At 70.7% G+C, this 26,518-nt stretch carries 25 protein-coding genes and 5 tRNA genes; 19 read left to right on the top strand and 11 right to left on the bottom strand.

Going from position 1 to position 26,518, the window contains the following annotated elements:
- Nucleotides 1–99: 99 nt before the first annotated feature.
- From AOK22_RS09525 to AOK22_RS09510, 4 genes are all read left to right on the top strand, one after another.
- Nucleotides 100–1,065: an ATP-binding cassette domain-containing protein gene (locus AOK22_RS09525; RefSeq protein WP_055698160.1), complete on the top strand. Its 966-nt coding sequence runs from the start codon at nucleotides 100–102 to the stop codon at nucleotides 1,063–1,065.
- Nucleotides 1,062–1,907 (top strand): ABC transporter permease, encoded by an 846-nt coding sequence (locus AOK22_RS09520; RefSeq protein ID WP_055698159.1) that lies wholly within the window; start codon nucleotides 1,062–1,064, stop codon nucleotides 1,905–1,907. Before AOK22_RS09525 ends, AOK22_RS09520 begins: the two co-directional genes overlap by 4 nt.
- A 317-nt stretch (nucleotides 1,908–2,224) precedes the next feature.
- A complete protein-coding gene (locus tag AOK22_RS09515) occupies nucleotides 2,225–3,817 on the top strand; it encodes an acyl-CoA carboxylase subunit beta (protein WP_055698158.1) in 1,593 nt (530 codons plus the stop codon).
- Nucleotides 3,818–3,867: 50 nt separating this feature from the next.
- On the top strand, nucleotides 3,868–4,062 hold the full coding sequence (locus tag AOK22_RS09510; protein ID WP_055698157.1) for an acyl-CoA carboxylase subunit epsilon: 195 nt from the start codon (nucleotides 3,868–3,870) through the stop codon (nucleotides 4,060–4,062).
- A gap of 79 nt (nucleotides 4,063–4,141) precedes the next feature.
- Here AOK22_RS09510 and AOK22_RS09505 read toward each other — a convergent pair whose 3' ends face one another.
- Nucleotides 4,142–5,029: a LysR family transcriptional regulator gene (locus tag AOK22_RS09505; protein WP_055698156.1), complete on the bottom strand. Its 888-nt coding sequence runs from the start codon at nucleotides 5,027–5,029 to the stop codon at nucleotides 4,142–4,144.
- A gap of 114 nt (nucleotides 5,030–5,143) precedes the next feature.
- Here AOK22_RS09505 and AOK22_RS09500 point away from each other — a divergent pair, with 114 nt between their 5' ends.
- Nucleotides 5,144–5,533 (top strand): tautomerase family protein, encoded by a 390-nt coding sequence (locus tag AOK22_RS09500; protein ID WP_055698155.1) that lies wholly within the window; start codon nucleotides 5,144–5,146, stop codon nucleotides 5,531–5,533.
- Between the two features lie 64 nt (nucleotides 5,534–5,597).
- On the opposite strand, the gene AOK22_RS09495 is transcribed toward AOK22_RS09500, so the two are convergent.
- From AOK22_RS09495 to AOK22_RS09460, 8 genes are all read right to left on the bottom strand, one after another.
- Entirely contained in the window at nucleotides 5,598–6,182 is a 585-nt protein-coding gene (locus AOK22_RS09495) for a GTP-binding protein (protein WP_030361923.1), read from the bottom strand.
- Nucleotides 6,163–6,753 carry a DUF742 domain-containing protein gene (locus AOK22_RS39125; protein WP_063795224.1) on the bottom strand — a complete coding sequence of 197 codons (591 nt, stop codon included), beginning with the start codon at nucleotides 6,751–6,753 and terminating at the stop codon, nucleotides 6,163–6,165. The genes AOK22_RS09495 and AOK22_RS39125 overlap by 20 nt, the downstream gene beginning before the upstream one ends.
- 95 nt (nucleotides 6,754–6,848) lie before the next feature.
- A complete protein-coding gene (locus AOK22_RS09485; RefSeq protein ID WP_030787419.1) occupies nucleotides 6,849–7,262 on the bottom strand; it encodes a roadblock/LC7 domain-containing protein in 414 nt (137 codons plus the stop codon).
- A gap of 10 nt (nucleotides 7,263–7,272) precedes the next feature.
- The gene (locus tag AOK22_RS09480; RefSeq protein ID WP_055698154.1) at nucleotides 7,273–10,494 is read right to left on the bottom strand and encodes a nitrate- and nitrite sensing domain-containing protein; all 3,222 of its coding nucleotides are present in this window, start codon (nucleotides 10,492–10,494) and stop codon (nucleotides 7,273–7,275) included.
- 339 nt (nucleotides 10,495–10,833) lie between these two features.
- Nucleotides 10,834–11,418, bottom strand: coding sequence for a GTP-binding protein (locus tag AOK22_RS09475; RefSeq protein ID WP_055698153.1), 585 nt, complete (start codon nucleotides 11,416–11,418; stop codon nucleotides 10,834–10,836).
- Nucleotides 11,399–11,803, bottom strand: coding sequence for a DUF742 domain-containing protein (locus AOK22_RS09470; protein WP_055698152.1), 405 nt, complete (start codon nucleotides 11,801–11,803; stop codon nucleotides 11,399–11,401). Before AOK22_RS09470 ends, AOK22_RS09475 begins: the two co-directional genes overlap by 20 nt.
- Before the next feature lie 143 nt (nucleotides 11,804–11,946).
- Nucleotides 11,947–12,360: a roadblock/LC7 domain-containing protein gene (locus AOK22_RS09465; RefSeq protein WP_055698151.1), complete on the bottom strand. Its 414-nt coding sequence runs from the start codon at nucleotides 12,358–12,360 to the stop codon at nucleotides 11,947–11,949.
- Between the two features lie 9 nt (nucleotides 12,361–12,369).
- Nucleotides 12,370–16,149, bottom strand: a complete 3,780-nt coding sequence (locus AOK22_RS09460; protein ID WP_055698150.1) for a sensor histidine kinase — start codon at nucleotides 16,147–16,149, stop codon at nucleotides 12,370–12,372.
- 597 nt (nucleotides 16,150–16,746) lie between these two features.
- Between AOK22_RS09460 and AOK22_RS09455 the strand changes: the two genes are divergently transcribed.
- The 9 genes from AOK22_RS09455 to AOK22_RS09415 all read left to right on the top strand — a co-directional run bounded on the left by AOK22_RS09455 (nucleotide 16,747) and on the right by AOK22_RS09415 (nucleotide 20,720).
- A complete protein-coding gene (locus AOK22_RS09455; RefSeq protein WP_107101905.1) occupies nucleotides 16,747–16,926 on the top strand; it encodes a hypothetical protein in 180 nt (59 codons plus the stop codon).
- A gap of 102 nt (nucleotides 16,927–17,028) precedes the next feature.
- The gene (locus AOK22_RS09450) at nucleotides 17,029–17,814 is read left to right on the top strand and encodes a fumarylacetoacetate hydrolase family protein (protein WP_055698148.1); all 786 of its coding nucleotides are present in this window, start codon (nucleotides 17,029–17,031) and stop codon (nucleotides 17,812–17,814) included.
- A complete protein-coding gene (gene gltX, locus AOK22_RS09445) occupies nucleotides 17,807–19,279 on the top strand; it encodes a glutamate--tRNA ligase (protein ID WP_079036454.1) in 1,473 nt (490 codons plus the stop codon). The genes AOK22_RS09450 and gltX overlap by 8 nt, the downstream gene beginning before the upstream one ends.
- Nucleotides 19,280–19,376: 97 nt before the next feature.
- Nucleotides 19,377–20,105 carry an HAD family hydrolase gene (locus AOK22_RS09440; protein ID WP_055698146.1) on the top strand — a complete coding sequence of 243 codons (729 nt, stop codon included), beginning with the start codon at nucleotides 19,377–19,379 and terminating at the stop codon, nucleotides 20,103–20,105.
- A gap of 88 nt (nucleotides 20,106–20,193) precedes the next feature.
- Nucleotides 20,194–20,265, top strand: a tRNA-Gln gene (locus AOK22_RS09435).
- 38 nt (nucleotides 20,266–20,303) lie between these two features.
- Nucleotides 20,304–20,376, top strand: a tRNA-Glu gene (locus AOK22_RS09430).
- A 62-nt stretch (nucleotides 20,377–20,438) separates the two neighbouring features.
- Nucleotides 20,439–20,511, top strand: a tRNA-Glu gene (locus tag AOK22_RS09425).
- A 21-nt stretch (nucleotides 20,512–20,532) separates the two neighbouring features.
- A tRNA-Gln gene (locus tag AOK22_RS09420) sits at nucleotides 20,533–20,604 on the top strand.
- Between the two features lie 43 nt (nucleotides 20,605–20,647).
- A tRNA-Glu gene (locus AOK22_RS09415) sits at nucleotides 20,648–20,720 on the top strand.
- Between the two features lie 40 nt (nucleotides 20,721–20,760).
- Here AOK22_RS09415 and AOK22_RS09410 read toward each other — a convergent pair.
- Complete coding sequence (locus AOK22_RS09410; RefSeq protein ID WP_055698145.1) at nucleotides 20,761–21,453, bottom strand: MerR family transcriptional regulator; 693 nt, start codon at nucleotides 21,451–21,453, stop codon at nucleotides 20,761–20,763.
- A gap of 106 nt (nucleotides 21,454–21,559) precedes the next feature.
- Here AOK22_RS09410 and AOK22_RS09405 point away from each other — a divergent pair, with 106 nt between their 5' ends.
- Complete coding sequence (locus tag AOK22_RS09405; protein WP_208606382.1) at nucleotides 21,560–22,045, top strand: DUF4188 domain-containing protein; 486 nt, start codon at nucleotides 21,560–21,562, stop codon at nucleotides 22,043–22,045.
- A gap of 141 nt (nucleotides 22,046–22,186) precedes the next feature.
- Here AOK22_RS09405 and ndgR read toward each other — a convergent pair whose 3' ends face one another.
- Nucleotides 22,187–22,903 carry an IclR family transcriptional regulator NdgR gene (gene ndgR / locus AOK22_RS09400; RefSeq protein ID WP_055698144.1) on the bottom strand — a complete coding sequence of 239 codons (717 nt, stop codon included), beginning with the start codon at nucleotides 22,901–22,903 and terminating at the stop codon, nucleotides 22,187–22,189.
- A 179-nt stretch (nucleotides 22,904–23,082) separates the two neighbouring features.
- Here ndgR and leuC point away from each other — a divergent pair, with 179 nt between their 5' ends.
- From leuC to AOK22_RS09380, 4 genes are all read left to right on the top strand, one after another.
- Complete coding sequence (gene leuC / locus AOK22_RS09395; protein WP_055698143.1) at nucleotides 23,083–24,507, top strand: 3-isopropylmalate dehydratase large subunit; 1,425 nt, start codon at nucleotides 23,083–23,085, stop codon at nucleotides 24,505–24,507.
- A gap of 5 nt (nucleotides 24,508–24,512) precedes the next feature.
- Nucleotides 24,513–25,106, top strand: a complete 594-nt coding sequence (leuD, locus tag AOK22_RS09390; protein WP_055698142.1) for a 3-isopropylmalate dehydratase small subunit — start codon at nucleotides 24,513–24,515, stop codon at nucleotides 25,104–25,106.
- Between the two features lie 250 nt (nucleotides 25,107–25,356).
- Nucleotides 25,357–25,593, top strand: a complete 237-nt coding sequence (locus tag AOK22_RS09385; RefSeq protein ID WP_055698141.1) for an SCO5555 family protein — start codon at nucleotides 25,357–25,359, stop codon at nucleotides 25,591–25,593.
- A gap of 162 nt (nucleotides 25,594–25,755) precedes the next feature.
- On the top strand, nucleotides 25,756–26,463 hold the full coding sequence (locus AOK22_RS09380) for an HU family DNA-binding protein (RefSeq protein WP_055698140.1): 708 nt from the start codon (nucleotides 25,756–25,758) through the stop codon (nucleotides 26,461–26,463).
- Nucleotides 26,464–26,518 lie beyond the last annotated feature (55 nt).

Genomic DNA, 26,518 nt, shown 5'->3' with positions numbered 1-26,518 from the left:
CTCCTCCCCAGCCCCCCGCTGCCGCCCAGGCAGCCGTCCGGGATCAGTTTCGAACTGGTGTCCGGTATTGAGGCTGCCCACATCCGAAAAGGAACGGACATGGCAACGCCCCACACGGCGCGCCCCGCGGCGATCACCGCCACCGGCCTGCGCAAGTCCTTCGGCGAGAAGACCGTCCTCGACGGCATCGACCTGCACATCCCCGAAGGCACGATCTTCTCCCTGCTCGGCCCCAACGGCGCCGGCAAGACCACCGCCGTGCAGATCCTGTCGACGCTCGTCCCGGCCGACGCGGGAGAGGTGCGGATCGCGGGCCACGACCTGCGCCGCGAGCCCGGGAAGGTGCGCGCCGCGATCGGCGTCACCGGCCAGTTCTCCGCCGTCGACAACCTCATGACCGGCGAGGAGAACCTGCTCCTCATGGCCGACCTCTACGGCTTCGGCCGCCGCCAGGCCCGGCAGATCGCCGCCGACCTGCTCGACCGGTTCGACCTCGTCGAGGCCGCGCGGAAGCCCGCGGCGACGTACTCCGGCGGCATGCGGCGCCGGCTCGACATCGCGATGACACTGGTCGGCAGCCCCCGGATCATCTTCCTCGACGAGCCCACCACAGGCCTCGACCCGCGCAGCCGCCACGGCATGTGGGAGATCGTCCGCGACCTCGTCTCCGACGGCGTCACCGTGCTGCTCACCACGCAGTACCTGGAGGAGGCGGACCAGCTCGCCGACCGCATCGCCGTACTGAGCGGCGGAAAGCTCGTCGCCGAGGGCACCCCCGACGAGCTCAAGCGCCTGGTCCCCGGCGGCCACGTCGTGCTGCGGTTCGCCGACCTGGCCGGGCTGGAGCGCGCCGCCCGCACCCTCGGCATCGGCACCCGCGACGACGACGCCCTCAGCCTGCAGATCCCCAGCGACGGCAGCGTCACGTCCGTGAAGTCGCTGCTCGACTGGGTCGAGGCCACCGGCACCGAGGTCGAGGGCCTCGCCCTCGACACCCCCGACCTGGACGACGTCTTCTTCACCGTGACCGGCCGCACCGACGACCAGAAAGCGACGATCCGATGAGCGCCTCCGCCCCCGCCACCTCCGCCGCGGCCCCGGCCGTCGTCCGCGCCCACACCCCCGTGCCGACCACGGCGCTGCGCAACTCCCTGACCATGCTGCGCCGCAACCTCACGCACGCGCGCCGCTACCCGGCGATGACGATCAGCCTGGTCATCATGCCCATCGCCATGCTGCTGCTCTTCAACTACGTCTTCGGCGGCGCGATGGCGACCGGCATCGGCGCGCACTCGTCCGGCGAGTACCTCGACTACCTCGTCCCCGGCATCCTGCTGATGGCCGTCGGCGCGGGCGTCCTGCCCACCACGGTCGGCGTCTGCACCGACATGACCGAGGGCATCGTGGCCCGCTTCCGGACCATGCCGATCAGCGGCGCCTCGATCCTCACGGGCCGTGCCGTCGGCGCCGTGATCCAGATCATGCTCAGCGTCGTCCTGGTCGTCGGCGTCGCCCTGCTCGTGGGCTTCCGCTCCGACGCCGAGCCGCTCGCCTGGGTCGCCGCGGCCGGGCTCCTCGCCCTGATGTCCCTCGCCCTCACCTGGCTCGCGGTCGCCCTCGGCCAGCTGGTCAAGGCCCCGGAGGCGGCCAGCAGCGTCGCCCTGCCCTTCTCCTTCCTGCTGCCCTTCCTCAGCAGCGTGTTCGTGCCGCTCGACTCGATGCCGGACTGGCTGCGCCACTTCGCCGAGTGGCAGCCCTACACCGCCTTCACCGAGACCCTGCGCGGTCTCCTCGTCGGCGGCGAGATCGGCAAGTTCGGACCGCTCGCGGTCGGTTGGGGGCTCGCCATCGCCCTCGTCGGGTTCCTCTGGGCGCGCTCGCTCTTCCGGCGGGCCGCCACCCGCTGACCCCGCGGAGCCACGGGGGTGCCTCGCGGCAGGGCGCCGCGCGACTACAGTGTCGCGCGGCGCCCCTCGGCGTGCCGGAGGCCGCGCCTACGGTTGTCGGCCCCCACTAGCGAATCGCTCACATTGCCCGGGAACAGGGGTCACTAGGGGTATCCCCGAGGGCACCCCTTTGTGGACATCCCACAACGGAACCGGGTCTGAACCGTCACTTCTTCAGTGCGCCTGGCCTCTTCTGTTCGGGGGTGCCAGGAAAACGGCCCGGAGACTGTACAGAGTCGACGGTCCGTTTCCCTGGGGGCGCTCCGTAAGGTCGCTACATGACCGTTTTGGACGAGACCGCTTCATCCGGGGGCGAGCCCACCGACTCGCGTGGGCGCGTGGCCGAACTGCACGAGATCCGTGCGGAGGCGCTGCGCGGACCCAGCGAGAAGGCGACCGAGGCGCAGCACGCCAAGGGCAAGCTGACGGCACGCGAGCGGATCGAGCTCCTCCTCGACCCGGGGTCGTTCAACGAGGTCGAGCAGCTGCGCCGGCACCGGGCCACGGGCTTCGGCCTGGAGGCCAAGAAGCCGTACACCGACGGTGTCATCACCGGCTGGGGCACGGTCGAGGGCCGGACGGTCTTCGTCTACGCGCACGACTTCCGCATCTTCGGCGGCGCGCTCGGCGAGGCGCACGCCACGAAGATCCACAAGATCATGGATATGGCCATCGCGGCCGGTGCCCCGCTGGTCTCCCTGAACGACGGCGCGGGCGCCCGTATCCAGGAGGGCGTCTCCGCGCTCGCCGGCTACGGCGGCATCTTCCAGCGCAACACCAAGGCCTCGGGCGTCATCCCGCAGATCAGCGTGATGCTCGGCCCGTGCGCCGGCGGCGCCGCGTACTCCCCGGCGCTCACGGACTTCGTCTTCATGGTCCGCGAGACCTCCCAGATGTTCATCACCGGCCCGGACGTGGTCCGCGCGGTGACGGGCGAGGAGATCACCCAGAACGGCCTCGGCGGCGCGGACGTGCACGCCGAGACCTCCGGCGTGTGCCACTTCGCGTACGACGACGAGGAGACCTGCCTCGCCGAGGTGCGCTACCTCATCTCGATGCTGCCGTCGAACAACCGCGAGAACCCGCCGGCCCACGAGTCCGAGGACCCCGCCGAGCGCCGCTCGGACGTCCTGCTCGACCTGGTCCCCGCGGACGGCAACCGCCCCTACGACATGACCAAGGTCATCGAGGAGATCGTCGACGACGGCGACTACCTCGAGATCCACGAGCGCTGGGCGCGCAACATCATCTGCGCGCTGGCCCGCCTGGACGGCAAGGTCGTCGGCATCGTCGCCAACCAGCCGCAGTCCCTGGCCGGCGTCCTGGACATCGAGGCCTCCGAGAAGGCCGCGCGCTTCGTCCAGATGTGCGACGCCTTCAACATCCCGATCCTCACCCTGCTGGACGTCCCCGGCTTCCTGCCCGGCGTCGACCAGGAGCACGGCGGGATCATCCGCCACGGCGCCAAGCTGCTGTACGCGTACTGCAACGCCACCGTGCCGCGGATCTCGCTGATCCTGCGCAAGGCCTACGGCGGCGCCTACATCGTCATGGACAGCCAGTCCATCGGCGCCGACCTCACCTACGCCTGGCCGACGAACGAGATCGCCGTGATGGGCGCCGAGGGCGCCGCCAACGTGATCTTCCGCCGGCAGATCGCCGCCGCCGAGGACCCCGAGGCCATGCGCGCCCGCATGGTCAAGGAGTACAAGGCCGAGCTGATGCACCCCTACTACGCCGCCGAGCGCGGTCTGGTCGACGACGTCATCGACCCGGCCGAGACCCGCGAGGTCCTCATCAACTCCCTCGCGATGCTCCGGAACAAGCACGCCGACCTGCCCTCGCGCAAGCACGGCAACCCCCCGCAGTAGCAGCCACACCTGCGCCTGCGCCGCAGTAGCCCACAAGGAGAACGCTGCAGATGACTACCCCTGACATTCGCGTCGAGAAGGGCCACGCCGAGCCCGAGGAGGTCGCGGCCATCACCGCGATCCTGCTGGCCCGCGCCGCCGCACAGCCCGCCGCCGCCCCGGCCCACCGCGGCCGCGACAAGGCCGGCTGGCGCCGCCTCGAGCGCACCCCGGGCTTCCGCGCCCCGCACAGCTGGCAGGGCTGACACCCGCCGCCCGCTGCACCGAGGCCCCGCTCTCCTTCGGGAGGGCGGGGCCTCGCGCGTGCCCGGGCGGGGCGCGGTGTCAGGACCGCGCGAGGGTGCCTTCGCCCGCCAGGCGGGCGGCGGCCGACTCCGCCAGCGGGCGGACCGCCGGGTGCCAGGGGCGGGACCGGGGCCCGGCCAGGACGAGACGGCGCGAGGCCCTGGGCACCACCGGCAGCAGCACCAGGTCGGGCGGCACCAGCGACCGGGAGACCTCGGACAGGACGGTCACGCCCAGGCCCGCCTGCACCATGCGGATCAGGGTGGCCAGGTCCCGTACGCGGTGCGCGGGGGTGAAGCGCAGCCCGGCCAGACCGTGCAGCGCCCGGACGCGGGCCTCGCAGCCGTTGGGCGAGATCAGCAGCTCGTCGTCCTCCAGGTCGGCGAGGTCGACGACCGCCTCGTCCGCCAGGGGATGGTCGCGGGGGAGGAGCGCGCAGTAGGCGTCCGCGGCGAGCTGGACACCGGGGCCCGCCGGCGGGTCGATCAGGACGGCGGCGTCGGCCGTGCCGTTCTCCAGCCACCGCTCGACCTCCTCGCTGTCCCCCTCGAACACCCGCACCGTGATCCCCGGCCGGCTCGCACGCCAGTGCCCCAGCAGGGCCGGCACCAGGCCCTGGCAGACCGTCGGCGTCGAGGCGAGGCACACGGTGCCGGTCATGGTCCGGGCGTCGTCGGCCGCCAGCTCCCGCACCGACCGCACCGCGGCCAGCGCGCTGCGGGCGTGCGGTAGCACCTGCTCGCCGAGCGCCGTCGTCCGCACCGGACCCGACCGCACGAGCAGCGGGGCGGCCAGCTCGCGCTCCAGGGAGGCCACCGCGTGCGACACCGCGGACTGGCTCATGCCCAGTTCGGCGGCGGCCGCGCTGAAGCCGCCCGCGTCGACGACGGCGAGAAACGCCCTGAGCTGGGGGAAGTTCACGGTCATGAGGCGGCCTCATATCTCCATGACGGCTATGCGTTGGATCAATGGTGCCAGGTGGGGCGAGAGTTGCCCCGGGCCGCCGGAGCGGCGGCCCGGGAGACGACCGCGAGGAGAGCCATGCCCCACATCAGGGCCACCGTCACCGACCCCGACCTGCCCGCCGACACCCGGCGCGCCCTCGCCGAGGGCCTGACCCGCCTGGCCGTCTCGGCCCTCGGCAAGTCCGCCGAGCGCACCCTCGTGCACCTCGACCTGGTGCCCGCCGACCGCTACTGGGTGGGCGGGCAGCCCCTGGCCGACGGCGGCCGTGACGCGCATCTGGAGGTCAGCATCACCGCGGGCACCAACAGCGCCGCGCAGAAGGAGGCGTTCATCACCGGGGCCCACGCGTTCCTCACGGGCCTCCTCGGCCCGCTCGCCCGCGGCGGCGTCGCCCTGCACGAACTGCACCCCGAGAGCTACGGCTACCAGGGCATCACCCAGTTCGAGCACTACCGCCGGAACTGACAGGGGCCCGCACGCCGAAGCGTGCGGGCCCTCATCCGCGTACGGGTAGAAGACGTGCCGCGTACTACCGCAGCCGCGCCATCAGGGCGTGCTCGACCAGGGTGATCAGCGCGCTCTTCGCATCCGCGCGGTGCCGCGCGTCGGTCGTGATGATCGGGGTGTCCGGACCGATCTGCAGCGCCTCGCGGACCTCGTCCGGCGTGTACGGCTGGTGGCCGTCGAAGCCGTTGAGGGCGATCACGAAGGGCAGCCCGGAGTTCTCGAAGTAGTCGACAGCGGGGAAGCAGTCGGCGAGCCGCCTCGTGTCGACCAGGACGACCGCGCCGATGGCGCCACGGACCAAGTCGTCCCACATGAACCAGAAGCGGTCCTGACCGGGCGTACCGAAGAGGTACAGGATCAGGTCCTGGTCCAGGGTGATGCGACCGAAGTCCATGGCCACCGTCGTGGTGGTCTTGTCTCCGGTGTGGGTGAGGTCGTCGATGCCCGCGGACGCGGACGTCATGACGGCCTCGGTGCGCAGCGGGTTGATCTCAGAGACCGCCCCGACGAACGTGGTCTTGCCCACGCCGAAGCCGCCCGCCACCACGATTTTCGCGCTGGTGGTGGAGCGGGCTGTTGCTCCGCCGCTAGAGCTTGCGAAGTCCACTGAGCACCCTTTCGAGCAGTGTCACGTCTGGCTGGCCGCCGGCGGACTCGTCGCCGCCGGGCTGATGAATGGCGACGAGTCCGGCCTCCGCCAGGTCGGCTACGAGGATCCGGGCGACGCCGAGGGGGATGGAGAGCAGTGCCGAGATCTCAGCCACTGACTTGATCTCGCGGCACAGGTTGCAGATCCGCTGGTGCTCGGGCAACTGGCCCTGCAGCTGGTGCGGTTGTGCGGTGGTGTGCACCAGCGCCTCGATGGCGAGCTGGTAGCGGGGCCTGGTGCGGCCGCCCGTCATGGCGTACGGGCGCACCAGGGGGTTGTTCGCCGACCCCGCGGGCGCCGGCTCGGGGGCGCGTCGCTGGGGTTGCACGGGCTGGATACGGGGCGCCTGCGCAGGGGAGCCCTGGTCGTACGGGCGCGGCCCGGGTTGCTGTGGCTGCGCGTACGGCGGACGGCGGTGGCTCGGCGCAGAGGGGAAGTTGTACCGGTTCGGGCCGCCGTCGTGCTGGCCGCCCTGGCCGTGACCAGGGGACCAGTTCGCCGATGACGAACCGTCTGGGGGTGTTGCCACGTCGCTTCCTCCTCCAACTGTGCCGGGCACCATCACTGTGGAGCCGCGTCCCGAAACCTTACGGCCCCGGGACGCGAAAACGCACCGGCTGTCTGTTAGTTGAGAAGGCTCCCCTGGAGCTCTGCGCGCAGGTCCGGAGTGAGAACTGTGCCCGCGCGGTCCACAAGAAGTGCCATCTCGTACCCAATGAGACCGATGTCCGCATCCGGGTGGGCGAGAACGGCGAGCGAGGAGCCGTCGGAGATGGACATGATGAAGAGAAATCCTCGCTCCATCTCCACAACGGTCTGGGTCACGGAGCCGCCCTCGAAGATCCGGGAGGCCCCGGCGGTCAGCGAGGTCAGACCCGAGGCGACGGCCGCGAGCTGGTCGGCACGGTCGCGGGGGAAGCCTTCGGACATCGCCAGAAGGAGTCCGTCGGCGGAGACCACCACCGTGTGGGACACCCCGGGGGTGTTGTCCACGAAGTTGGTGATCAACCAGTTCAGGTTCTGCGCCGCCTGGCTCATCGGGCTCACACTAACGCTCCTGGTTGTAGGTGCTATCAGGGCTGAAGCCCTGGCCATTCGTGTCACTTCCTGCGCTGCGTCCCCGCTGGACGCCGCGGCGCAGGTTGCTCAGCCTGCCCCGTACGTCCTCGGGGTCGCGGGAGACCTGGGGGCCGCCCTGCGGGGTCTGTTCCGCCGTGCCCTCGACCAGATTGGCCTTGGGCACCCGCCGCGGGAGCCCGGACGAGGTGACCCCGCCCGCCTTGGGCTCCTTCAGGCGCTCCGCCCGCTGCCAGCGCTCGTCGTTGGACGAACGCCACGGCTCGTCGCCCTGGCCCTCGTCCGCGGCGGGGGCGGCGTTCCCGTTCCCGTTCGCGGCGGAGGAGCCCCTGCGGGGGAGGCCCGCGTCGGTCATCTCGTGGACGACGGACGGAGTCGGTCCTGGACGGTCGAAGCCTACGCGCTCGGCGTCGGGCGCGTGGGCCGCCGGACCAGATTCCGCTTCCTGCCCGTACTCGGGCCGGTAGCCGTCACCGCTGGGCCAGTCGTCCTGCTGGGAACGCTCCGGATACGCGATCTGCGGGTCCTGGTAGCTGTCCTGGGCCGGGTAGTACTGCTGCTCGGGGGCGTACTGCTCGTTGCCGTAACCGCCCTCGGTGTACTGCGCGTTCGCGTACTGACCGGTCGCGTACGGGTCGCCCTCGTAGCCCTGACCGGCCTGGTTGTCCTGGCCGAGCTGACCGACCTGCCCGATCCGGCCGGTCTGGTCGTACGACGCCTGCGGCTCGTCGTACGCGGCCCGCGGCTCCTCGTACACCGGCGCCTGCGGCTCGTACGCACCCTGCTGGGGCGCCTGGGGGCGCGGCTCGACCTCGTCGCGGAACAGCGGGCGGTCGCCGCCGGGCTGCTGCGCCTGGGCCTCCAGGGCCGCGCGGCGCTCCTCGCGCATCAACGAGCGGCCCACCGGGTCGAGTTGCTCGGGCGCCTCGGCGGCGTCGCCGTGGTAGCGGCTGTCGTCGAAGCCCAGCTCGGCGGCCGTGCGCAGCTGCTCGACCTCCTGGACCTGCTGCTCCGGGATGATCGAGGAGACGGTGAACTCGGGGTCGTTCGGGGCGTGGTCGCCACCGCCGCCGTGCGTGATCCCGTCCGGCAGCATGACCAGCGACGTCGTGCCCGCCTGCTCGCCCGAGGGGCGCAGCTGGACGCGGATGCCGTGCCGGTCGGAGAGCCGGCCGACCACGAACAGGCCCATGCGCTGCGAGATCGCGGCGTCCACGGTCGGCGGGTTGGCCAGCTTGTGGTTGATGTCCGCGAAGTCCTCGGCGGTGAGGCCGATGCCCTTGTCGTGGATCTCGACCATGATGCGGCCGTCGGGCAGCCGGGTCGCGGTGACGCGGACCTTGGTCTGCGGCGAGGAGAACGAGGTGGCGTTCTCCAGGAGCTCGGCGAGCAGGTGCACGAGGTCGGTCACGGCCAGGCCGTGGATCTCGGCCTCCGGCACGCCCTCCAGCTCGATGCGCTCGTACTGCTCCACCTCGGAGGAGGCGGCGCGGAGCACGTCGACCAGCGGCACCGGCTGGTCCCAGCGGCGGCCCGGCTCCTCGCCGGACAGCACGAGGAGGTTCTCGCCGTTGCGGCGCATACGGGTCGCCAGGTGGTCCAGGCGGAAGAGGTTCTCCAGCTGGTCCGGGTCGGCCTCGTTGTTCTCCAGGTCGGTGATCAGGGTCAACTGGCCCTCGATCAGCGACTGGTTGCGGCGCGAGAGGTTGGTGAAGATCGCGTTGATGTTGCCGCGGAGCAGCGCCTGCTCGGCGGCGAGCCGCACGGCCTCGCGGTGCACCTGGTCGAAGGCGCGGGCGACCTCGCCGATCTCGTCCGTGGAGCTGATCGGGATGGGCTGCACACGGGTGTCGACGCGGCCCGGGTCGGTGCGCGAGAGCTGGTCGACCAGCATCGGCAGGCGCTGCTCGGCGATGCCGAAGGCGGCGGTGCGCAGCTGGCGCATCGAGCGGGACATCTGGCGGGCCATGAGCCCGGCCAGGAGGAAGGCGGCGAGCAGCGCGAGGACCACGATGGCGCCGGTGATGTAGGCGTTGCGCTGGGCGTTGGCCGCGATGTCCGAGGCCTCGTCCACGGCCTTGTCGGCGAGGTCCGACTCGATGGTGCGGTAGGCGTCGAACTTGGCGGTGGTCGTCGCCCACCAGGCCTCGCGGGTGATGCCCTTGTCGGCGAGCTCGACGCGCGCGCTCGGCTGGGTGCTCTCCAGCGTGGCGATGGCGGTGACCATCTTGTCCTGCGTGGGCGGCGGGACGAAGGTCTTGCCCTGGGCCTTCGCGGCGGCCGCGGCCTCCTTGGCCTGCTTCTCGCCGGCGGCCGTCAGGTCCTTCTTGGCCTGCTCCAGCTTGGCGACGTCCTCGGCCGTGCCACCGCCGGTGTACTCCTCGATGGCGATGCGCTCGAGGTAGGCGTACGAGGCGAACGAGGTGCGCTGCAGCGTCAGCGAGCCGGTGCCGGGACCGGGCTTGACCAGCAGATGCGTGCCGATGGACCGCTCCAGCGACAGCGCGGCCTTGGAGAGCGAGATCGCGTAGACGGTACGGCCATAGCTGGTGATGTTGCCGGTGCCCAGACCGAGCTCGTTGGCGAACTCCATCAGGGGGTGCTGGATGGCGACGTAGCCCTCTTCGGTCCGCACGCCGCTGAGCTTGGTGGTGTAGGCGTTCTGCCGCAGCGGGGCCAGGTGCGGCTCCACCTTGTGGAAGGCGTCGAGGCGACGCTTGAGGCCTTCCTTGTCCGGCATCTTCTCGGTGGCCGCCTTGAACTCGGCGGCGGCCGCGTCGGTGGCCTTGCGGGCCTTGACCACGGCGTCGTTGTCCCGGTCGCCGCTCAGGAGCGGGGCGGCGGAGATGTCGCGCTCCTCGATGAGGCGGTTGCCGTAGTCGAGGGAGGCCCGCACCAGGCGGGCGGTGTTCTCGGCGTCCTGCGCCTGGGTCCAGGTGTCGATGGAGCCCTTGACCTGGAAGCCGCCCATGACGAGGCCGACGAGCACGGGTATGAGCAGGATCGCGTTCAGCCGGGTGGGCACACGCCAGTTGCGCGGGGACATCCGTCCGCCGGAGGGAGCCTGGGGCTCGGGGCCGGAAGCGGCGGCGACGTCAACGGGGGACGCCGCTGCGCGCGGCGGCGGGGTGAAGTTGCCCCGCGCATCCCCGCTGGTGGGGGGTGCCGCGGGGCTCGGCTTGCTTCGCCTCACTCGACCAACAACCTCTCGGCGGCGGCACACCACTCGTGCCGCTGTCGTCTCCAAGGCCCGTGCTACTGGGCAGTTCAGCGCATTCCAGCACGTCAGGGGCCGCTCTTCCAAACAGTGGGAAGCGGAACTGCCAAGTGGTGTAAGCCTCAGATAAATCGGTCATAAAGAGCGAGCCCCGCCAAAAGGCGGGGCTCTTGTGCGCACAGCGGCACCAGGTGACCGCGATGTGTGGCGGTCACCGGGCAATTCTCTGTCGAAACGTTATGAACACGGAGGGCGGCCGTGTCAAAGGACACAGGCCGCTCCGTGCGATCTACGGCAACTGCCGTATGGCCCCGCCTACTTGAGACGTGCCATCAGTGCGTGCTCGACCAGCGTGATCAGGCCACTCTTTGCGTCCGCACGGTGTCGGGCGTCGGTCGTGATGATCGGCGTACCGCTCCCGATCTGCAGCGCCTCGCGGACCTCGTCGGGCGTGTACGGCTGGTGGCCGTCGAAGCCGTTGAGGGCGATGACGAAGGGCAGGCCGCTGTTCTCGAAGTAGTCGACGGCCGGGAAGCAGTCGGCGAGACGGCGGGTGTCCACCAGCACGACGGCGCCGATCGCGCCGCGCACCAGGTCGTCCCACATGAACCAGAAGCGGTCCTGACCGGGCGTGCCGAAGAGGTACAGGATCAGATCCTGGTCGAGCGTGATACGGCCGAAATCCATCGCGACGGTGGTCGTCGTCTTGTCCCCGGTGTGGGTGAGGTCGTCGATGCCCGCGGACGCGGACGTCATGACGGCCTCGGTGCGCAGCGGGTTGATCTCGGAGACCGCTCCGACGAACGTGGTCTTGCCCACGCCGAAGCCACCCGCCACCACGATCTTCGCGGAGGTGGTGGAACGGCCTGCGCCCGAGCCGTTAGAGCTTTCGAAGTCCACTGAGCACCCTTTCGAGCAGTGTCACGTCAGGCTGGCCGCCGGCGGACTCGTCGCCGCCGGGCTGGTGGATGGCGACGAGCCCGGCCTCGGCCAGGTCGGCCACGAGGATGCGGGCGACGCCGAGCGGCATCGAAAGGAGCGCCGAGACCTCGGCCACCGACTTGACCTCGCGGCACAGGTGGCAGATCCGCTGGTGCTCGGGGAGCAGCCCCATCAGCTGGGCCGGGTCGGCCGTCGTGCTCACCAGCGCCTCGATGGCGAGCTGGTAGCGGGGCCGGGTCCGGCCGCCGGTCATCGCGTAGGGACGCACCAGCGGCTGGTCGCCCTCCATTCCGTACGACGCGTCAGAGCCGTACGGGTTGTGAGAGGCGGTGGGCGGGGTCATGGATCCTCCGGGCGGGACAGCAGGTCATCTGCGTGTGCCGTCTGACAGAGCCGGTGGGGGCAGTGTGGCGGCCGGACGGTTGGTCAGTACGTTCGGTCGGTGGGGCGGCCGAGGGGGCGAGCGCTTGGAAGCCGGCGCGGGGCCTAGTGGAGCAGGCTGCCCTGGAGCTCGGCGCGGAGGTCCGGGGTGAGGACGGCGCCCGCGCGGTCGACGAGGAGCGCCATCTCGTACCCGACGAGGCCGATGTCGCACTCGGGGTGCGCGAGCACGGCCAGGGACGAGCCGTCCGAGACGGACATGATGAAGAGGAACCCCCGCTCCATCTCCACCACCGTCTGGGTCACGGAGCCGCCCTCGAAGATCCGGGAGGCACCGGCGGTCAGCGAGGTCAGCCCGGAGGCGACCGCGGCGAGCTGGTCGGCGCGGTCGCGCGGGAAGCCCTCCGACATGGCCAGAAGGAGGCCGTCGGCGGAGACCACGACCGTGTGGGACACCCCGGGGGTGTTGTCCACGAAGTTGGTGATCAACCAGTTCAGATTCTGTGCCGCCTGGCTCATCGGACTCAACTAACGCTCCTGCTGGTGAGTGGGGCGAGGGAAATTGCCGGTCTGGCCGGTACCGGCCTGGCGACCCTGCTGGATGCCCCGACGGAGATTCGTCAGCCGGCCGCGTACGTCGTCGGGCGCACGCGAGACCTGCGGACCTGTGCTGTCCTGCTGCTGCTGGGCCGTGCCCGCGACCAGATTGGCCCGCGGGACGCGACGCGGCAGTCCGGATGTGGTGACGCCGCCCGCGGACGGCTGCCGGACGCGCTCGGCCTGGCGGCCCAGCTCGTCGTTGGGGGAGGTGCGCCAGGCACTCGGCGTGTTGCCGCCGTTGGTGCCGGTGTCGCCGCCGGGGCCCGCGGGCGCGGCGGCCGGCTCCTGGCGCTGGCCGCGCGAGGGGAGCGGACGGCGCGGCGGCTCGGGGGCGCGGCGCGGCGCGGCCTCGGGGGCCTGGTGGCCCTGCGGCTCCTGCGGCGCGGCCTGCTGGTCGTGCTGCTGGTCGTACTGCTGGGCCTGCCGCTGGGGCGCCTGCTGCTCCGGCTGGGCCGCCTGCTGGTTCTGCTGCTGCTGGAACCAGTTGGTCTCCAGCGTGTCGTACAGCGGCGTGCGCCCGTCGCCGGGACCGGCGGCGGGGAGCAGGTCCTCGGGCTCCGCGGGCCGGTCGGCCTGCTGCGGCTGCTGGGGGATGCCCGGGTGGGGCTCGCCCTGGTCGCGGCGGGGGGCCGGCGGACGCGGCACGGTGTAGTCGGGGTTCTCCCGGCCGCCCTGCGGCGCGAGCCCACCGGCCTGGTCCTGCTGCCGGCCCTGCTGGCCCTGCTGGTTCTGCGGTACGGACGGCAGGTCGGCCCGGGGGCTCTGCTGCGGGCCGCTCTGGCCGCCGAAGACGTCCGAGCGGACGAACTGGCCGGTGGAGCCGCTGGAGTCGGTGTCCCGGGACGGCAGGCCGGGCGGCGGCGCGTTGAAGTCCGGGCGGGCGAACTCGGCGGTGGAGCCGGGACCCTGCCGGTCGTCCGCGCCCGCCGTCGGCTGGGCGAACTGGCCGGTGGACTCGTGCTCCTCGTGACCCCGCGGGGCGTCGAAGGGCTCGCGCGAGACCTGCGGCTGCGCGTTCTCGTCGCTCCAACTGGGCACGCGGGGCTGCGGGTTGCCGCCGGGCAGCTCGGCACGCGGCCCGCCGCGCGGCGGCAGCTGCGGCCTGCGGCCCTGGTCACCGGCGTCGGCCGGCGGGTTCATGGCGTTCGTACGCTGCTGGGGCACCGGAGGCTGCGACGCGTTGCCGCCCAGGCCGCTCTGCGGCGCCGGCGGCTGCTGGCCCTGGCCGGGACCCTGCTGGCCCTGCGGGGCGCCCTGCTGCGGACGCTGCTGTCCCGTGTCCCGCGCGGGCAGCGCGGCCCGCGGACCCGAGCCCGCGACCTGCTGGCGCGGCGCGGCGGCACCGAGCCGCCCGGGACCGCCCTGGCCACCGGCGGCGGGACCGCCGCCGAGCGCCGGACCGCCACGGCCGGGACCGCCGGCGAGACCGGGACCGCCGAGCGAGGGACCGCCGTTGCCCGCGCCGGCACCGCGGCGCGCGGCGGCGGCACCCGCGGCGGCCTGGGCCGCGGCAGGACCGCCGGTCGGGGCGGGGGCACCGGGCTTGCCCGGCGCCTTCTTGCCGCCCTGGGCCACGTCGACGGGGAGCATGACCAGCGCGGTCGTACCACCGGAGTCGGACGGGCGGAGCTGGATGCGGATGCCGTGGCGCTGCGAGAGGCGGCCGACCACGAACAGACCCATGCGGCGGGAGACCGAGACGTCCACGGTGGGCGGCGAGGCGAGCCGCTCGTTGATCGCCGCGAGGTCCTCGGGCGACAGGCCGATGCCGGTGTCGTGGATCTCGATGAGCACGCGGCCGTCGGGCAGCGCGTGACCGGTGACCTTGACCTTGGTCTGCGGCGAGGAGAAGGAGGTCGCGTTCTCCAGCAGCTCGGCGAGGAGGTGCACGAGGTCGTTGACGACGCGTCCGGCGACCTCGGTCGCGGGCACGGCGGAGAGCTCGATGCGCTCGTACTGCTCCACCTCGGACGCGGCGGCGCGCAGCACGTCGACGAGGGGGACGGGCCGGGTCCAGCGGCGGCCGGGCTCTTCACCGGCGAGCACGAGGAGGTTCTCGCCGTTACGGCGCATGCGGGTGGCGAGGTGGTCGAGCTTGAAGAGCGAGGACAGCTGGTCCGGGTCGGCCTCGCGCGACTCCAGCTCGGAGATGAGCGAGAGCTGGCGCTGGATGAGGCCCTGCGAACGGCGCGAGAGGTTGGTGAACATCGCGTTGACGTTGCCCCGGAGGAGGGCCTGCTCGGCGGCGAGGCGGACGGCCTCGCGGTGCACGTCGTCGAAGGCCGCGGCCACCTGGCCGATCTCGTCCCGGGAGTGCACACCGACCGACTCGACGGAGGTGTCGACGTCCTGCGGGTCCGACTCCGAGAGCTGCTTGACCAGCTCGGGCAGACGGTCCTGGGCGACCTTGGTCGCGGTGTCCTGGAGCCGGCGCAGCGAGCGGATCATGGAGCGGGCCACGACGAAGGCGCCGACGAGCGAGACGCCGAGCACCAGCAGGATCAGCGCACCGTTGAGGATGGCCGACTGCTCGGACTCGTTGCGCAGCTCGCGGGCCTTCTGCTCCATCTCGCCGAGCAGCGTCAGCTCGATCTTGGACATCGCGTCGATCTTGGTGGTGTCCGCGTCGATCCAGTCCTTGTAGGACCGCTTCTCCTGGAGCTTGATGCCGCCCTCCTGCTCGAGGACGCGCTTGGCGTACTCGTTGGCGGCCTTGATCCCGGAGTTGCCGCCGTCGATGGGCTGGGTGAGCTCCTCGGCGTTGCCCGCGTAGATCTTGCTGAACGTCTGGAGCTGCGAGCGCTCCTTGTCGTTGGCGCTGAGGCCGAAGGTGCGGTCGGTCTCGGAGATCTTGCCGTACTCGGAGTCGTTGGGCGGCAGGGCCGCGGCGATGATCGCCCGCTGCACCGACGCGTACTCCTTGGCCGAGGAGAACGCGGCCAGGGCGCGGGTGCGCTGGATCATGTCCGGGTTGCTGGTCGCCTGCGCCATGTCCTGCGACAGCGCGAGCAGCTGCTCGACGAGCTGGCTGTAGGCCTCGACGGTCTGCGAGGTGGACTTGCTGTCCTTGAAGGCGTCCTTGCGGACCTTGTTGATGCCCTGGAGCTGCTGGGTGATCTGGACCGCGCTGTGCCGGACGCCGAGGAGGCCCTTCTCGCCGTCGGTGTCGTTGAGGTCCTGCGTGCCCTGCAGGAAGTTCCGGTAGACCCGGTCGGTCTTGTCGCGCGCGCCCTTGACCGTGTAGTCCGAGGCCTTCGCGCCGTGGGCCAGCGGGCCCGCCGACTTGTCGCGCTCCTCCTGGAGCGCCACGGCCAGCTCGGTGGCCTGCTTGGTCATGTCGGTCAGCAGCTTCATGTTGTCGAGCTGCTGGATCTCGTCCATGGACGAGTTGATGCGGAGCGCGCCGAGGGAGGTCGCGGTGATCACGGGGAGCGCGAGCAGCGAGACCAGGCGGGTCGAGATGCGCCAGTTGCGCAGGGCTATTCGGGAGCCGGGACCCGTGGGTGTCTTGGCGCCGGCCGCACCCTTGCCCTTGGCCGCGGCGCCCTGGGGGCCGCTGTCGCCGGGCGTGCCCGGTCCGGGGTTCTGGGCGTGCTGGGGGGAGGAGCCGCGGTCGGTCCCGCCGCGCTCCGGTTCCGCAGCGGCGTCCCCTCGGCCCTGACGGGCCTGGGGAGATCCCGTGCCATCCCTCTTGAAACGTCCCTGCACTAGCGTCGCAACCTCTGGACCAGGCGTCCTTCCGCGTGAACGGTCGGACGGTGTCGGCGTCGTGGGGCGGCAAGCACCCCATGGATGGTCGTGAGTGAGCCGGCGCTGCTCCCCCTTCCCGCCGCCACTCGGCGCTGCGTTGCGCCCCTGCGCGCCGGTTCGATCCCGCGGCGGTCCCGGGAATTCCAGCACAGTGCCGGATCTCCAACAAGGCCCGTGTGTCGCGCCGCGACGTACGTGACGCCGTGTGAGTGCGGAGTCACGAGACGTAGAAAGTGATCTAGGAAAAATCGGACCCAACCCCCTAAAGCTCCTGGGGGCGGGGGGTGTCCCAGTCTTCATGATCAGGAGCGGAATGGTCGCTTCAGTGGCGCAATGTCCGTTTCTGAGTCGTCGTCCATGGGTGCGATTTGGCCCATTTGTCGGCTCGCTCGTGAGCAAACTCACATGAAGATCATGGCCTCTTCTGGACTTTGGCCGGGAATTGGATGTTTAGCCTGACGCTTTACAGGGATGGCGAATCCGACAACCCGCGTCCGTCACATGACGCCTCGACCGACAGGGCCCGAACAGCAGATGAAGACTGTGAAGTCCACGATGTTCCGCAACATAGCCAACCCGCGCCGCACCACTCTCGCGCACCTCAAGGACGCCGACGAGCTGCAGACGGCGCCCGAGCAGCCGGAGCACGCCGTCGAACTGCCGACGCAGACCGCCAACCCCCGGCGCACGGTCCTCATGGTCGCCCCGGAGCCGCAGACCCCCGTCGCGGGCTGATCCGGACCCCCGTCACGGGCCCATAGCGGGAGGTCGGGACGGCTCGCCGCGTTAGCCTGGGGTGTCAGACTTCCTCCATCCCATCAAGGGGCTAGGGCTCTCGTGCGCATCGCCAGATTCTCCATCGACGGCAATGTCGGTTACGGCGCGGTCGAGGGGGAGGGCCCCGACGGGCTCGTCCTCGACATCATCAAGGGCATCCCGTACGCCGACTTCGAGCTCTCCGGCACCAAGGTCCCGCTGAGCAAGGTCCGCCTGCTGCCGCCCGTGCTCCCGAACAAGATCGTGGCGTTCGGCCGCAACTACAGGGAGCACGCGGCGGAGCTCGGCAACGAAGTCCCCGACGCCCCCTTCGCCTTCCTCAAGCCGTCCACCTCGCTGGTCGGCAGCGGCGACGCCGTCACGTACCCCTCGTTCTCGCAGGAGCTGCACCACGAGGCCGAGCTGGCCGTGGTCATCGGCCGCATGTGCCGCGAGGTCCCGCGCGAGCGCGCCAAGGACGTGATCTTCGGCTACACCTGCGCCAACGACGTCACCGCGCGCGACGTCCAGCGCCGCGAGAAGCAGTGGGCCCGCGCCAAGGGCTTCGACGGCGCCTGCCCGCTCGGCCCCTGGGTGGAGACCGGCATCGACCTGGCGGCGGCGAACGACCTCACGGTCCAGTGCACGGTCAACGGCCAGCAGCGCCAGCTCGGCAGCACCAGCGAGATGATCCACCCGATCGAGGACCTGATCGTGAACATCTCCGAGGCCATGACGCTGCTCCCCGGCGACGTCATCCTCACGGGCACCCCGGCAGGGGTCGGCCCCCTCAACGTCGGCGACGAGGTCGCCGTCACCATCGAAGGCATCGGCACTCTCACCAACAAGGTGATCAAGCGTGGCTAACGCGACCCGCGTACGTTTCTGTCCCTCGCCGACCGGCAACCCCCACGTGGGCCTGGTCCGCACCGCCCTCTTCAACTGGGCCTACGCCCGGCACAACGAGGGCACCCTGGTCTTCCGCATCGAGGACACCGACGCGGCCCGCGACTCCGAGGAGTCGTACGAGCAGCTCCTGGACTCGATGCGCTGGCTGGGCTTCGACTGGGACGAGGGCCCCGAGGTCGGCGGCCCGCACGCGCCGTACCGCCAGTCGCAGCGCATGGACATCTACCAGGACGTCGCCACCAAGTTGATCGACGGTGGCTACGCCTACCCCTGCTACTGCACCACCGAGGAGCTGGACGCGCGCCGCGAGGCCGCCCGCGCCGCCGGCAAGCCGTCCGGCTACGACGGCCACTGCCGCGACCTCACCGACGAGCAGAAGCAGGCGTACGAGGCCGAGGGCCGCAGCCACATCGTCCGCTTCCGCATGCCCGACGAGGCCACCACCTTCACCGACCTGGTCCGCGGCGAGATCACGGTCCAGGCGGAGAACGTCACGGACTACGGCATCGTGCGTGCCAACGGCGCCCCGCTGTACACGCTGGTCAACCCGGTCGACGACGCCCTGATGGAGATCACCCACGTCCTGCGCGGCGAGGACCTGCTCTCCTCCACCCCGCGCCAGATCGCCCTCTACAAGGCGCTGATCGAGCTCGGCGTCGCCCAGGCGATCCCCGAGTTCGGCCACCTCCCGTACGTGATGGGCGAGGGCAACAAGAAGCTCTCCAAGCGCGACCCGCAGGCGTCCCTGAACCTCTACCGCGAGCGCGGCTTCCTCCCCGAGGGCCTGCTCAACTACCTGTCCCTCCTGGGCTGGTCGTTCTCCGCGGACCAGGACGTCTTCACGATCCCCGAGATGGTCGCCAAGTTCGACCTCGCGGACGTGAACTCCAACCCGGCCCGCTTCGACCTGAAGAAGGCCGAGGCGATCAACGCCGACCACATCCGCATGCTGGACGTGAAGGCCTTCGCCGAGGCCTGCGCGCCCTGGCTGACGGCCCCGCACGCCAACTGGGCCCCCGAGGACTTCGACGAGGCCGCCTGGCAGGCCATCGCGCCGCACGCGCAGTCCCGCCTGAAGGTCCTCTCGGAGATCACGGCCAACGTCGACTTCCTGTTCCTGCCGGAGCCGGTCTTCGACGAGCCCTCCTGGACGAAGGCCATGAAGGAGGGCTCGGACGCCCTGCTGCGCACCGCCCGCGCCAAGCTGGAAGCGGCCGACTGGACCTCCCCGGAGTCCCTCAAGGAGGCCGTCCTGGCCGCCGGCGAGGAGCACGGCCTCAAGCTCGGCAAGGCCCAGGCCCCGGTCCGCGTCGCCGTCACCGGCCGCACGGTCGGCCTGCCCCTCTTCGAGTCCCTGGAGATCCTGGGCAAGGACAAGACCCTGTCCCGCATCGACGCGGCCCTGGCGAAGCTCGCCGCGTAGGCGCACCCGCACGGCGGGACCGCGCACGACGGCGGTCCGCACGACGAAGGACCCGGAAGCCACCACGGCTCCCGGGTCCTTCGCGTACGTTCGAGGCATGCCGATCAAAGCCGTGGTCTGGGACATCGACGACACGATCTTCGACTACGCGCGTGCCGACAGCGCCGGCATGCACGCGCATCTGACCGCCGAGGGCCTCGTCGAGCGGTACGAGTCGGCCGAGCGGGCGCTGGCCCTGTGGCGGCGGCTCACGGAGCGGCACTGGGCCCGCTTCGGCGCCGGTGAGGTGGACTTCCAGGAGCAGCGCCGCGACCGCGTGCGCGACTTCCTGGACGCCCCGGCCCTCGCCGGCCCGGACGCCGACGCCTGGTTCGCGCGTTACGTCGGTCACTACGAAGCGGCCTGGACCCTCTTCCCGGACACCGTCCCCACCCTGGACGCCCTCGCCGACGGCTACCGCCACGCGGTCCTCTCCAACTCCGCGCTGGCCGTCCAGGACCGCAAGCTGAGCATCCTCGGCATCCGCGACCGCTTCGAGACGGTCCTGTGCGCGGCCGAACTGGGCGTCTCCAAACCCGCGCCCGAGGCCTTCCGAGCTGTGTGTACGGCGCTGGCCCTGGCGCCCGCCGAGATCGCCTACGTCGGCGACCAGCCGGAGATCGACGCCAGGGGCGCCCGGGACGCCGGACTGCTCGGGATCTGGCTCGACCGCAACGGCGGCGTGCGCGAAGGTCCGTCGGGCGTCCACCGCATCACGCGCCTCTCCGAGCTCCCCTCGCTGCTGCGGGCCGATACCCGTTTTGGAGCGCCGTCCACCTTCGGGTAATGTTCTTCCTGCGCCGAGGGGAGCGGGAAGAAAAGCCCCGAACCGGAAGCGCAAGCCAAGCAAGATCCCTTAGGGGATTGAGTTTCGGTGGCCTATGGTGTAATTGGCAGCACGACTGATTCTGGTTCAGTTAGTCTAGGTTCGAGTCCTGGTAGGCCAGCTCGCAGAGCTCATCTGCACCGTGGATCTCATCCACAAGCCCCCGTTGTGTAGCGGCCTAGCACGCTGCCCTCTCAAGGCAGTAGCGCCGGTTCGAATCCGGTCGGGGGTACAGATCCTTCCCGCGGGAACAGATCGGGTCGCACCCACTGTTTCTGATGCAGGATCGCTAGGGCCCCCGTTGTGTAGCGGCCTAGCACGCCGCCCTCTCAAGGCGGTAGCGCCGGTTCGAATCCGGTCGGGGGTACTGAGTTGGTCTAAACCACATTGGTCTATGGTGTAATTGGCAGCACGACTGATTCTGGTTCAGTTAGTCTAGGTTCGAGTCCTGGTAGACCAGCTCGGATCTGCGGCGTTGTTCATTGAGCGCGTGCAAGATCCACGCCCCCGTTGTGTAGCGGCCTAGCACGCCGCCCTCTCAAGGCGGTAGCGCCGGTTCGAATCCGGTCGGGGGTACAGAAGGGCGAGGGGCCTTCCCACTGGGAGGGCCCCTTCGTCATGCCTCCGGGGCTTCTGTTGCCTCCGTGGCCTCGACGGCCTCCGGGGAATCGTGCGCGAAGCGCCGGTTGGACTCCTCGGCCTGGGCGATGCGGCGCAGGCTGAGCAGCACCGGCTCGTACAGCACCGTGAGCGCGACCGCCGCCTCCAGCTGTCGGTCCTGTGACGCGTACCGCTCGATCAAGTCCAGGTCGGAGACCGCCAGTTGGCGGCCGGCATGCGCGTAGGGCGCCAAGTCCTCGACGGCGCACGGGTATCCGAGCCGGGACAGGGCCGCCACCGCGGTCACCAGCATGCGGTACGCCGGTGACTCGTCGCCGTACTCCTGCGCGTGCTCCCAGTCGAGCCGGGCCAGCAGGGCGTCGACCGTGCGGCGCGCCTCCTCGGCCGCCGTGTCCTCCTCCCCGGCCTCCGGCCCGTGCGGCAGCGCCCATACGGCCGTGCCCAGGCGGGAGTTGTGGTCCAGCGACTCGTCCTCCAGGGCCGTCAGGACCTCGCGCGCCGACGCGACCGGGACCCGGCCCACCTGGATCAGCGCCCGCACGAGCCGCAGCCGCTGCAGATGCGACGCGTCGTACTCGGCCTGCGTCGCGCTCACCCGCTGTCCGGGCGGCAGCAGCCCCTCGCGCAAGTAGTACTTGATCGTGGCCGTGGGGACCCCGCTGCGCCGGCTCAGCTCCGCCAGTCTCATCGACTCGTGCCTCCTCTTGCGTCTTCATTTGGAGAGTGGCACTATCCAATCATGGATAGCGGAACTATCCAATGTTCGGCCAGGGCTCTACCAAGGGGGAAACGCCATGAGCAGCAAGCCGATCGAAGGGCGCATGACCGCCGACGCGCGGGACGGTGTGGTCGTCTTCCACATCGGGATGCGCATCAACAACTTCCGTGCCGTGCGCAGCTGGTGGCCCGTCTTCCGGGCGATGCCGCGCATGCTCAAGGAGCTGTCGCGGGACCGGGGGAGCGGCATGCTGGGGTACCGGCTGCTCCTGGGCGGGTCGCGTCTGATGTACGTCGTCCAGTACTGGGAGTCGCAGGAGAAGCTGCTGGCCTACTCGGCCGCGCCGGACAAGGAGCACCGGCCCGCGTGGGCGGCCTTCAACCGCCGCATCCGGGAGGGCAGGGGCAAGGTCGGCTTCTGGCACGAGACGTACGTCGTGCCGGCCGGTGCCCATGAGGCGGTGTACGTGAACATGCCCGCGTTCGGCCTGGGCGCGGCCACCGGTGTGATCCCGGTGGGGCGGCGCGGGGACCGGGCGGCCGACCGCCTCAGGACGGCCTGAGGGGCCGAGGGGCGCGGGCCCGGGAGAAGCGGGGAACGGAAAAGCGCCGGAAGGAGCCGCCGCGGCGTTGAGGCGGCTCCTTCCGGCGCTCTGTGCGTGCTCCGGTGTGTCACGGCGCGGGTGCGGGCCGCGCCGGGGGCGTCAGCCCGCGCGGCGCAGGGCCTCGGAGAGGCGTCCCGCCGCGTCGATGACCGCCTGCGCGTGCATGCGGCCGGGGTGCCGGGTCAGGCGCTCGATCGGTCCGGAGACCGAGACGGCGGCGACCACGCGGTTCGAGGGCCCGCGCACCGGCGCGGAGACGGATGCCACACCCGGCTCGCGCTCGCCGATCGACTGGGCCCAGCCCCGGCGGCGTACGCCCGAGAGGGCCGTGGCCGTGAAGCGGGCGCCCTGGAGGCCGCGGTGCAGGCGCTCCGGCTCCTCCCAGGCCATCAGGATCTGGGCCGACGAGCCCGCCTTCATCGTGAGCGTCGAGCCGACCGGGACGGTGTCCCTGAGGCCCGAGAGGCGCTCGGCGGCGGCCACGCAGATGCGCATGTCGCCCTGACGGCGGTAGAGCTGCGCGCTCTCGCCCGTGACGTCGCGCAGGTGCGTGAGCACCGGGCCCGCCGTGGCGAGCAGGCGGTCCTCGCCCGCCGCCGCCGCGAGTTCGGCGAGGCGCGGGCCGAGAATGAAACGGCCCTGCATGTCACGGGCCACCATCCGGTGGTGTTCCAGTGCCACGGCCAGTCGGTGGGCCGTGGGTCGTGCGAGCCCCGTGGCCGCGACCAAGCCCGCGAGGGTGGCCGGACCGGACTCCAGGGCGCTCAAGACAAGGGCCGCCTTGTCGAGAACGCCGACGCCGCTAGAGTTGTCCATGCGTCGATACTCCCGTCTCACTCTGTGAAACGCAAGTTCACATTCCCGTGGAACGCGCCACTCTGTACGAGCGATCCGCGGACCAACGGATCGGCGGCCGACGCGCGGCACGAGGGGTACGCGCGTCGGCGAACGGATTCTCTAGTTGGGCCGGCGAACAGCCGGTCGGAGGGAAAGCGATGGGTAGGACACTCGCGGAGAAGGTCTGGGACGACCACGTCGTCCGGCGCGCCGAGGGCGAGCCCGACCTCCTCTTCATCGATCTGCACCTGCTGCACGAGGTGACCAGCCCCCAGGCCTTCGACGGCCTCCGTCAGGCCGGGCGCCAGGTGCGGCGGCTCGACCTCACCATCGCGACCGAGGATCACAACACCCCGACCCTCGACATCGACAAGCCCATCGCCGACCCGGTCTCGCGGGCGCAGCTGGAGACGCTGCGCAAGAACTGCGCGGAGTTCGGCGTGCGCCTGCACCCGCTGGGCGACGTCGAGCAGGGCGTCGTCCACGTGGTGGGACCGCAGCTGGGACTGACCCAGCCGGGCACCACGGTGGTCTGCGGCGACTCGCACACCTCCACCCACGGCGCCTTCGGCGCGCTGGCGTTCGGCATCGGCACCTCGCAGGTCGAGCACGTGCTCGCCACCCAGACGCTGCCGATGGCCCGCCCGAAGACCATGGCCATCACCGTCGAGGGCGAACTGCCCGACGGCGTCACGGCCAAGGACCTGATCCTCGCGATCATCGCGAAGATCGGCACCGGCGGCGGCCAGGGCTACGTCCTGGAGTACCGCGGCTCGGCCATCGAGAAGCTCTCGATGGAGGCCCGCATGACCATCTGCAACATGTCCATCGAGGCGGGTGCCCGCGCCGGGATGATCGCCCCGGACCAGACCACCTTCGACTACATCGAGGGCCGTGCCCACGCCCCGCAGGGCGAGGACTGGGACGCGGCGGTCGCGTACTGGAAGACGCTGCGCACCGACGACGACGCGGTCTTCGACGCCGAGGTCTACATCGACGCCGCCTCGCTCGCGCCGTTCGTCACCTGGGGCACCAACCCGGGTCAGGGCGCGCCGCTGTCGGCGAACGTCCCCGATCCCGCTTCGTACGAAGACGCCTCGGAGCGGCACGCCGCCGAAAAGGCCCTGGAATACATGGGGTTGACCGCCGGGCAGGCGCTGCGCGACATCAAGGTCGACACCGTCTTCGTAGGTTCCTGCACCAACGGCCGCATCGAGGACCTGCGCGCGGCCGCGTCGGTCGTCGAGGGCCGCAAAGTCGCCGACGGCGTACGGATGCTGGTCGTCCCGGGCTCGGTCCGGGTCGCGCTGCAGGCCGTCGAGGAGGGCCTGGACAAGGTCTTCACCGCCGCCGGCGCCGAATGGCGGCACGCGGGCTGCTCGATGTGCCTGGGCATGAACCCCGACCAACTGGCCCCCGGCGAGCGTTCGGCGTCCACGTCGAACCGCAACTTCGAGGGCAGGCAGGGCAAGGGCGGCCGCACCCATCTGGTCTCCCCGCAGGTCGCCGCCGCCACCGCGGTCACCGGCCACCTCGCCTCGCCCGCCGACCTGTCCGACGCCCCCGTGACCGCCGGAGTCTGAGAACCATGGAAGCTTTCACCACGCACACCGGCCGGGCCGTCCCGCTGCGCCGCAGCAACGTCGACACCGACCAGATCATCCCCGCCCACTGGCTGAAGAAGGTCACCAGGGACGGCTTCGAGGACGGGCTCTTCGAGGCCTGGCGCAAGGACCCCGAGTTCGTCCTCAACCGCCCCGAGCGCCAGGGCGCCACGGTCCTGGTCGCCGGACCCGACTTCGGCACCGGCTCCTCCCGCGAGCACGCGGTGTGGGCGCTGCAGAACTACGGCTTCAAGACCGTCATCTCCTCGCGCTTCGCCGACATCTTCCGCGGCAACTCGCTGAAGAACGGCCTGCTCACCGTGGTGCTCGACCAGAAGGTCGTGGACGCGCTGTGGGAGCTGGTCGAGCGTGACCCGCAGGCCGAGATCACCGTCGACCTCCAGGACCGCCAGGTCCGCGCGGAGGGTGTCACGGCCGACTTCGAGCTCGACGAGAACGCCCGCTGGCGGCTCCTGAACGGCCTGGACGACATCAGCATCACGCTCCAGAACGAGGCGGACATCGCCGCCTATGAGAGCGTGCGGCCCTCCTACAAGCCGCGGACCGTTCAGGTCTGACGTCCCCGCACCACCCCGCAACAACCCTGATGTACCCCCAATCGTGGACGGTTGGGGGTACTTCTGTGTGCGCCGGGCGGGGGCACGGCGATGACCTGAACGGGTGGTCTCAACTCCCTTGCTCCGGAAGGAAGAAGAGGCCGGAAATCCCCTTGTACTTGGCCTGTCGGGGTACCCTCAGGAGGGCCGTGGATGGCGGTAGTTACCCCCTGCGGAGGCGACAACTCGCCCCAGATGGCACAATCGGTGCATGGGACGTGACAGCCAACTCGAGCTCTACGGGCTCGTCGCGGACCAACTGAAGGAAGCGCACTCTCGGGTGCGTGCACTGCAAGTCCCGGAGGGCGTACGGATGGCGCTGACCCGGAAGCTGCTGGTCATTACGGCTGCGGCCAAACACGATCTCGCCGATGCGGCAAGGCGTCTGGAGCGATTGATGGCGTCCCTCGACGAAGTTGACGAGGGCCGATTCCCCGAGGACACCTGAGCATCGCGCCTCAACGGACCTTCGAGGAACTCCGAGATGGGCCAGTTCGTTGCGGCACAAGGGTGATTAGCCCGTTTCGTGTTTGATTTGCGGTATATATCTGCCTAACGTGCGAAAAAGCCGGAGTATTTCGCTCCCGGCAATGTCTCCGAAGGGGAAGACGTGAACAAGGCGCAGCTCGTAGAAGCGATTGCCGACAAGGTCGGTGGCCGTCAGCAGGCCGCCGACGCCGTGGACGCGGTCCTGGACGCCATCGTCCGTGCCGTCGTCAGCGGGGACCGTGTTTCGGTCACCGGCTTCGGCTCGTTCGAGAAGGTCGACCGCCCGGCCCGTTACGCCCGCAACCCGCAGACCGGGGAGCGCGTGCGGGTCAAGAAGACCTCCGTTCCGCGCTTCCGTGCGGGCCAGGGCTTCAAGGACCTGGTCAGCGGCTCGAAGAAGCTCCCGAAGAACGACGTCGCGGTCAAGAAGGCGCCCAAGGGCAGCCTGACCGGCGGTGCTTCGGCGACGGTCAAGAAGGCCGCGGCCAAGAAGGCCACCGCGACCAAGGCGGCGGCGAAGAAGACCACCGCCAAGAAGGCCACCGCCAAGAAGACGACCGCCAAGAAGACCACGGCGGCCGCGAAGAAGGCCACGGCGAAGAAGACCACCGCCAAGAAGGCCACGGCGACGGCGACGGCGAAGAAGACGACCGCCAAGAAGGCCACGGCGACGGCGAAGAAGACCACCGCCAAGAAGGCCGCTCCGGCGAAGAAGGCGACGGCCAAGAAGACCGCTCCGGCGAAGAAGGCCACCGCCAAGAAGGCGCCCGCCAAGAAGTCGACGGCGCGCAAGACGACCGCGAAGAAGGCCACCGCCCGCAAGAAGTAAGGGCACCAGGGCACTCACGCGCCGGGCCGGGCTCCCACGGGGGAGCCCGGCCCGC

It is taken from the genome of Streptomyces silaceus (assembly GCF_001419745.1).
GTDB classification, from domain to species: Bacteria; Actinomycetota; Actinomycetes; order Streptomycetales; family Streptomycetaceae; genus Streptomyces; species Streptomyces silaceus.
This window is presented reverse-complemented; position numbering and strand designations above follow the sequence as displayed.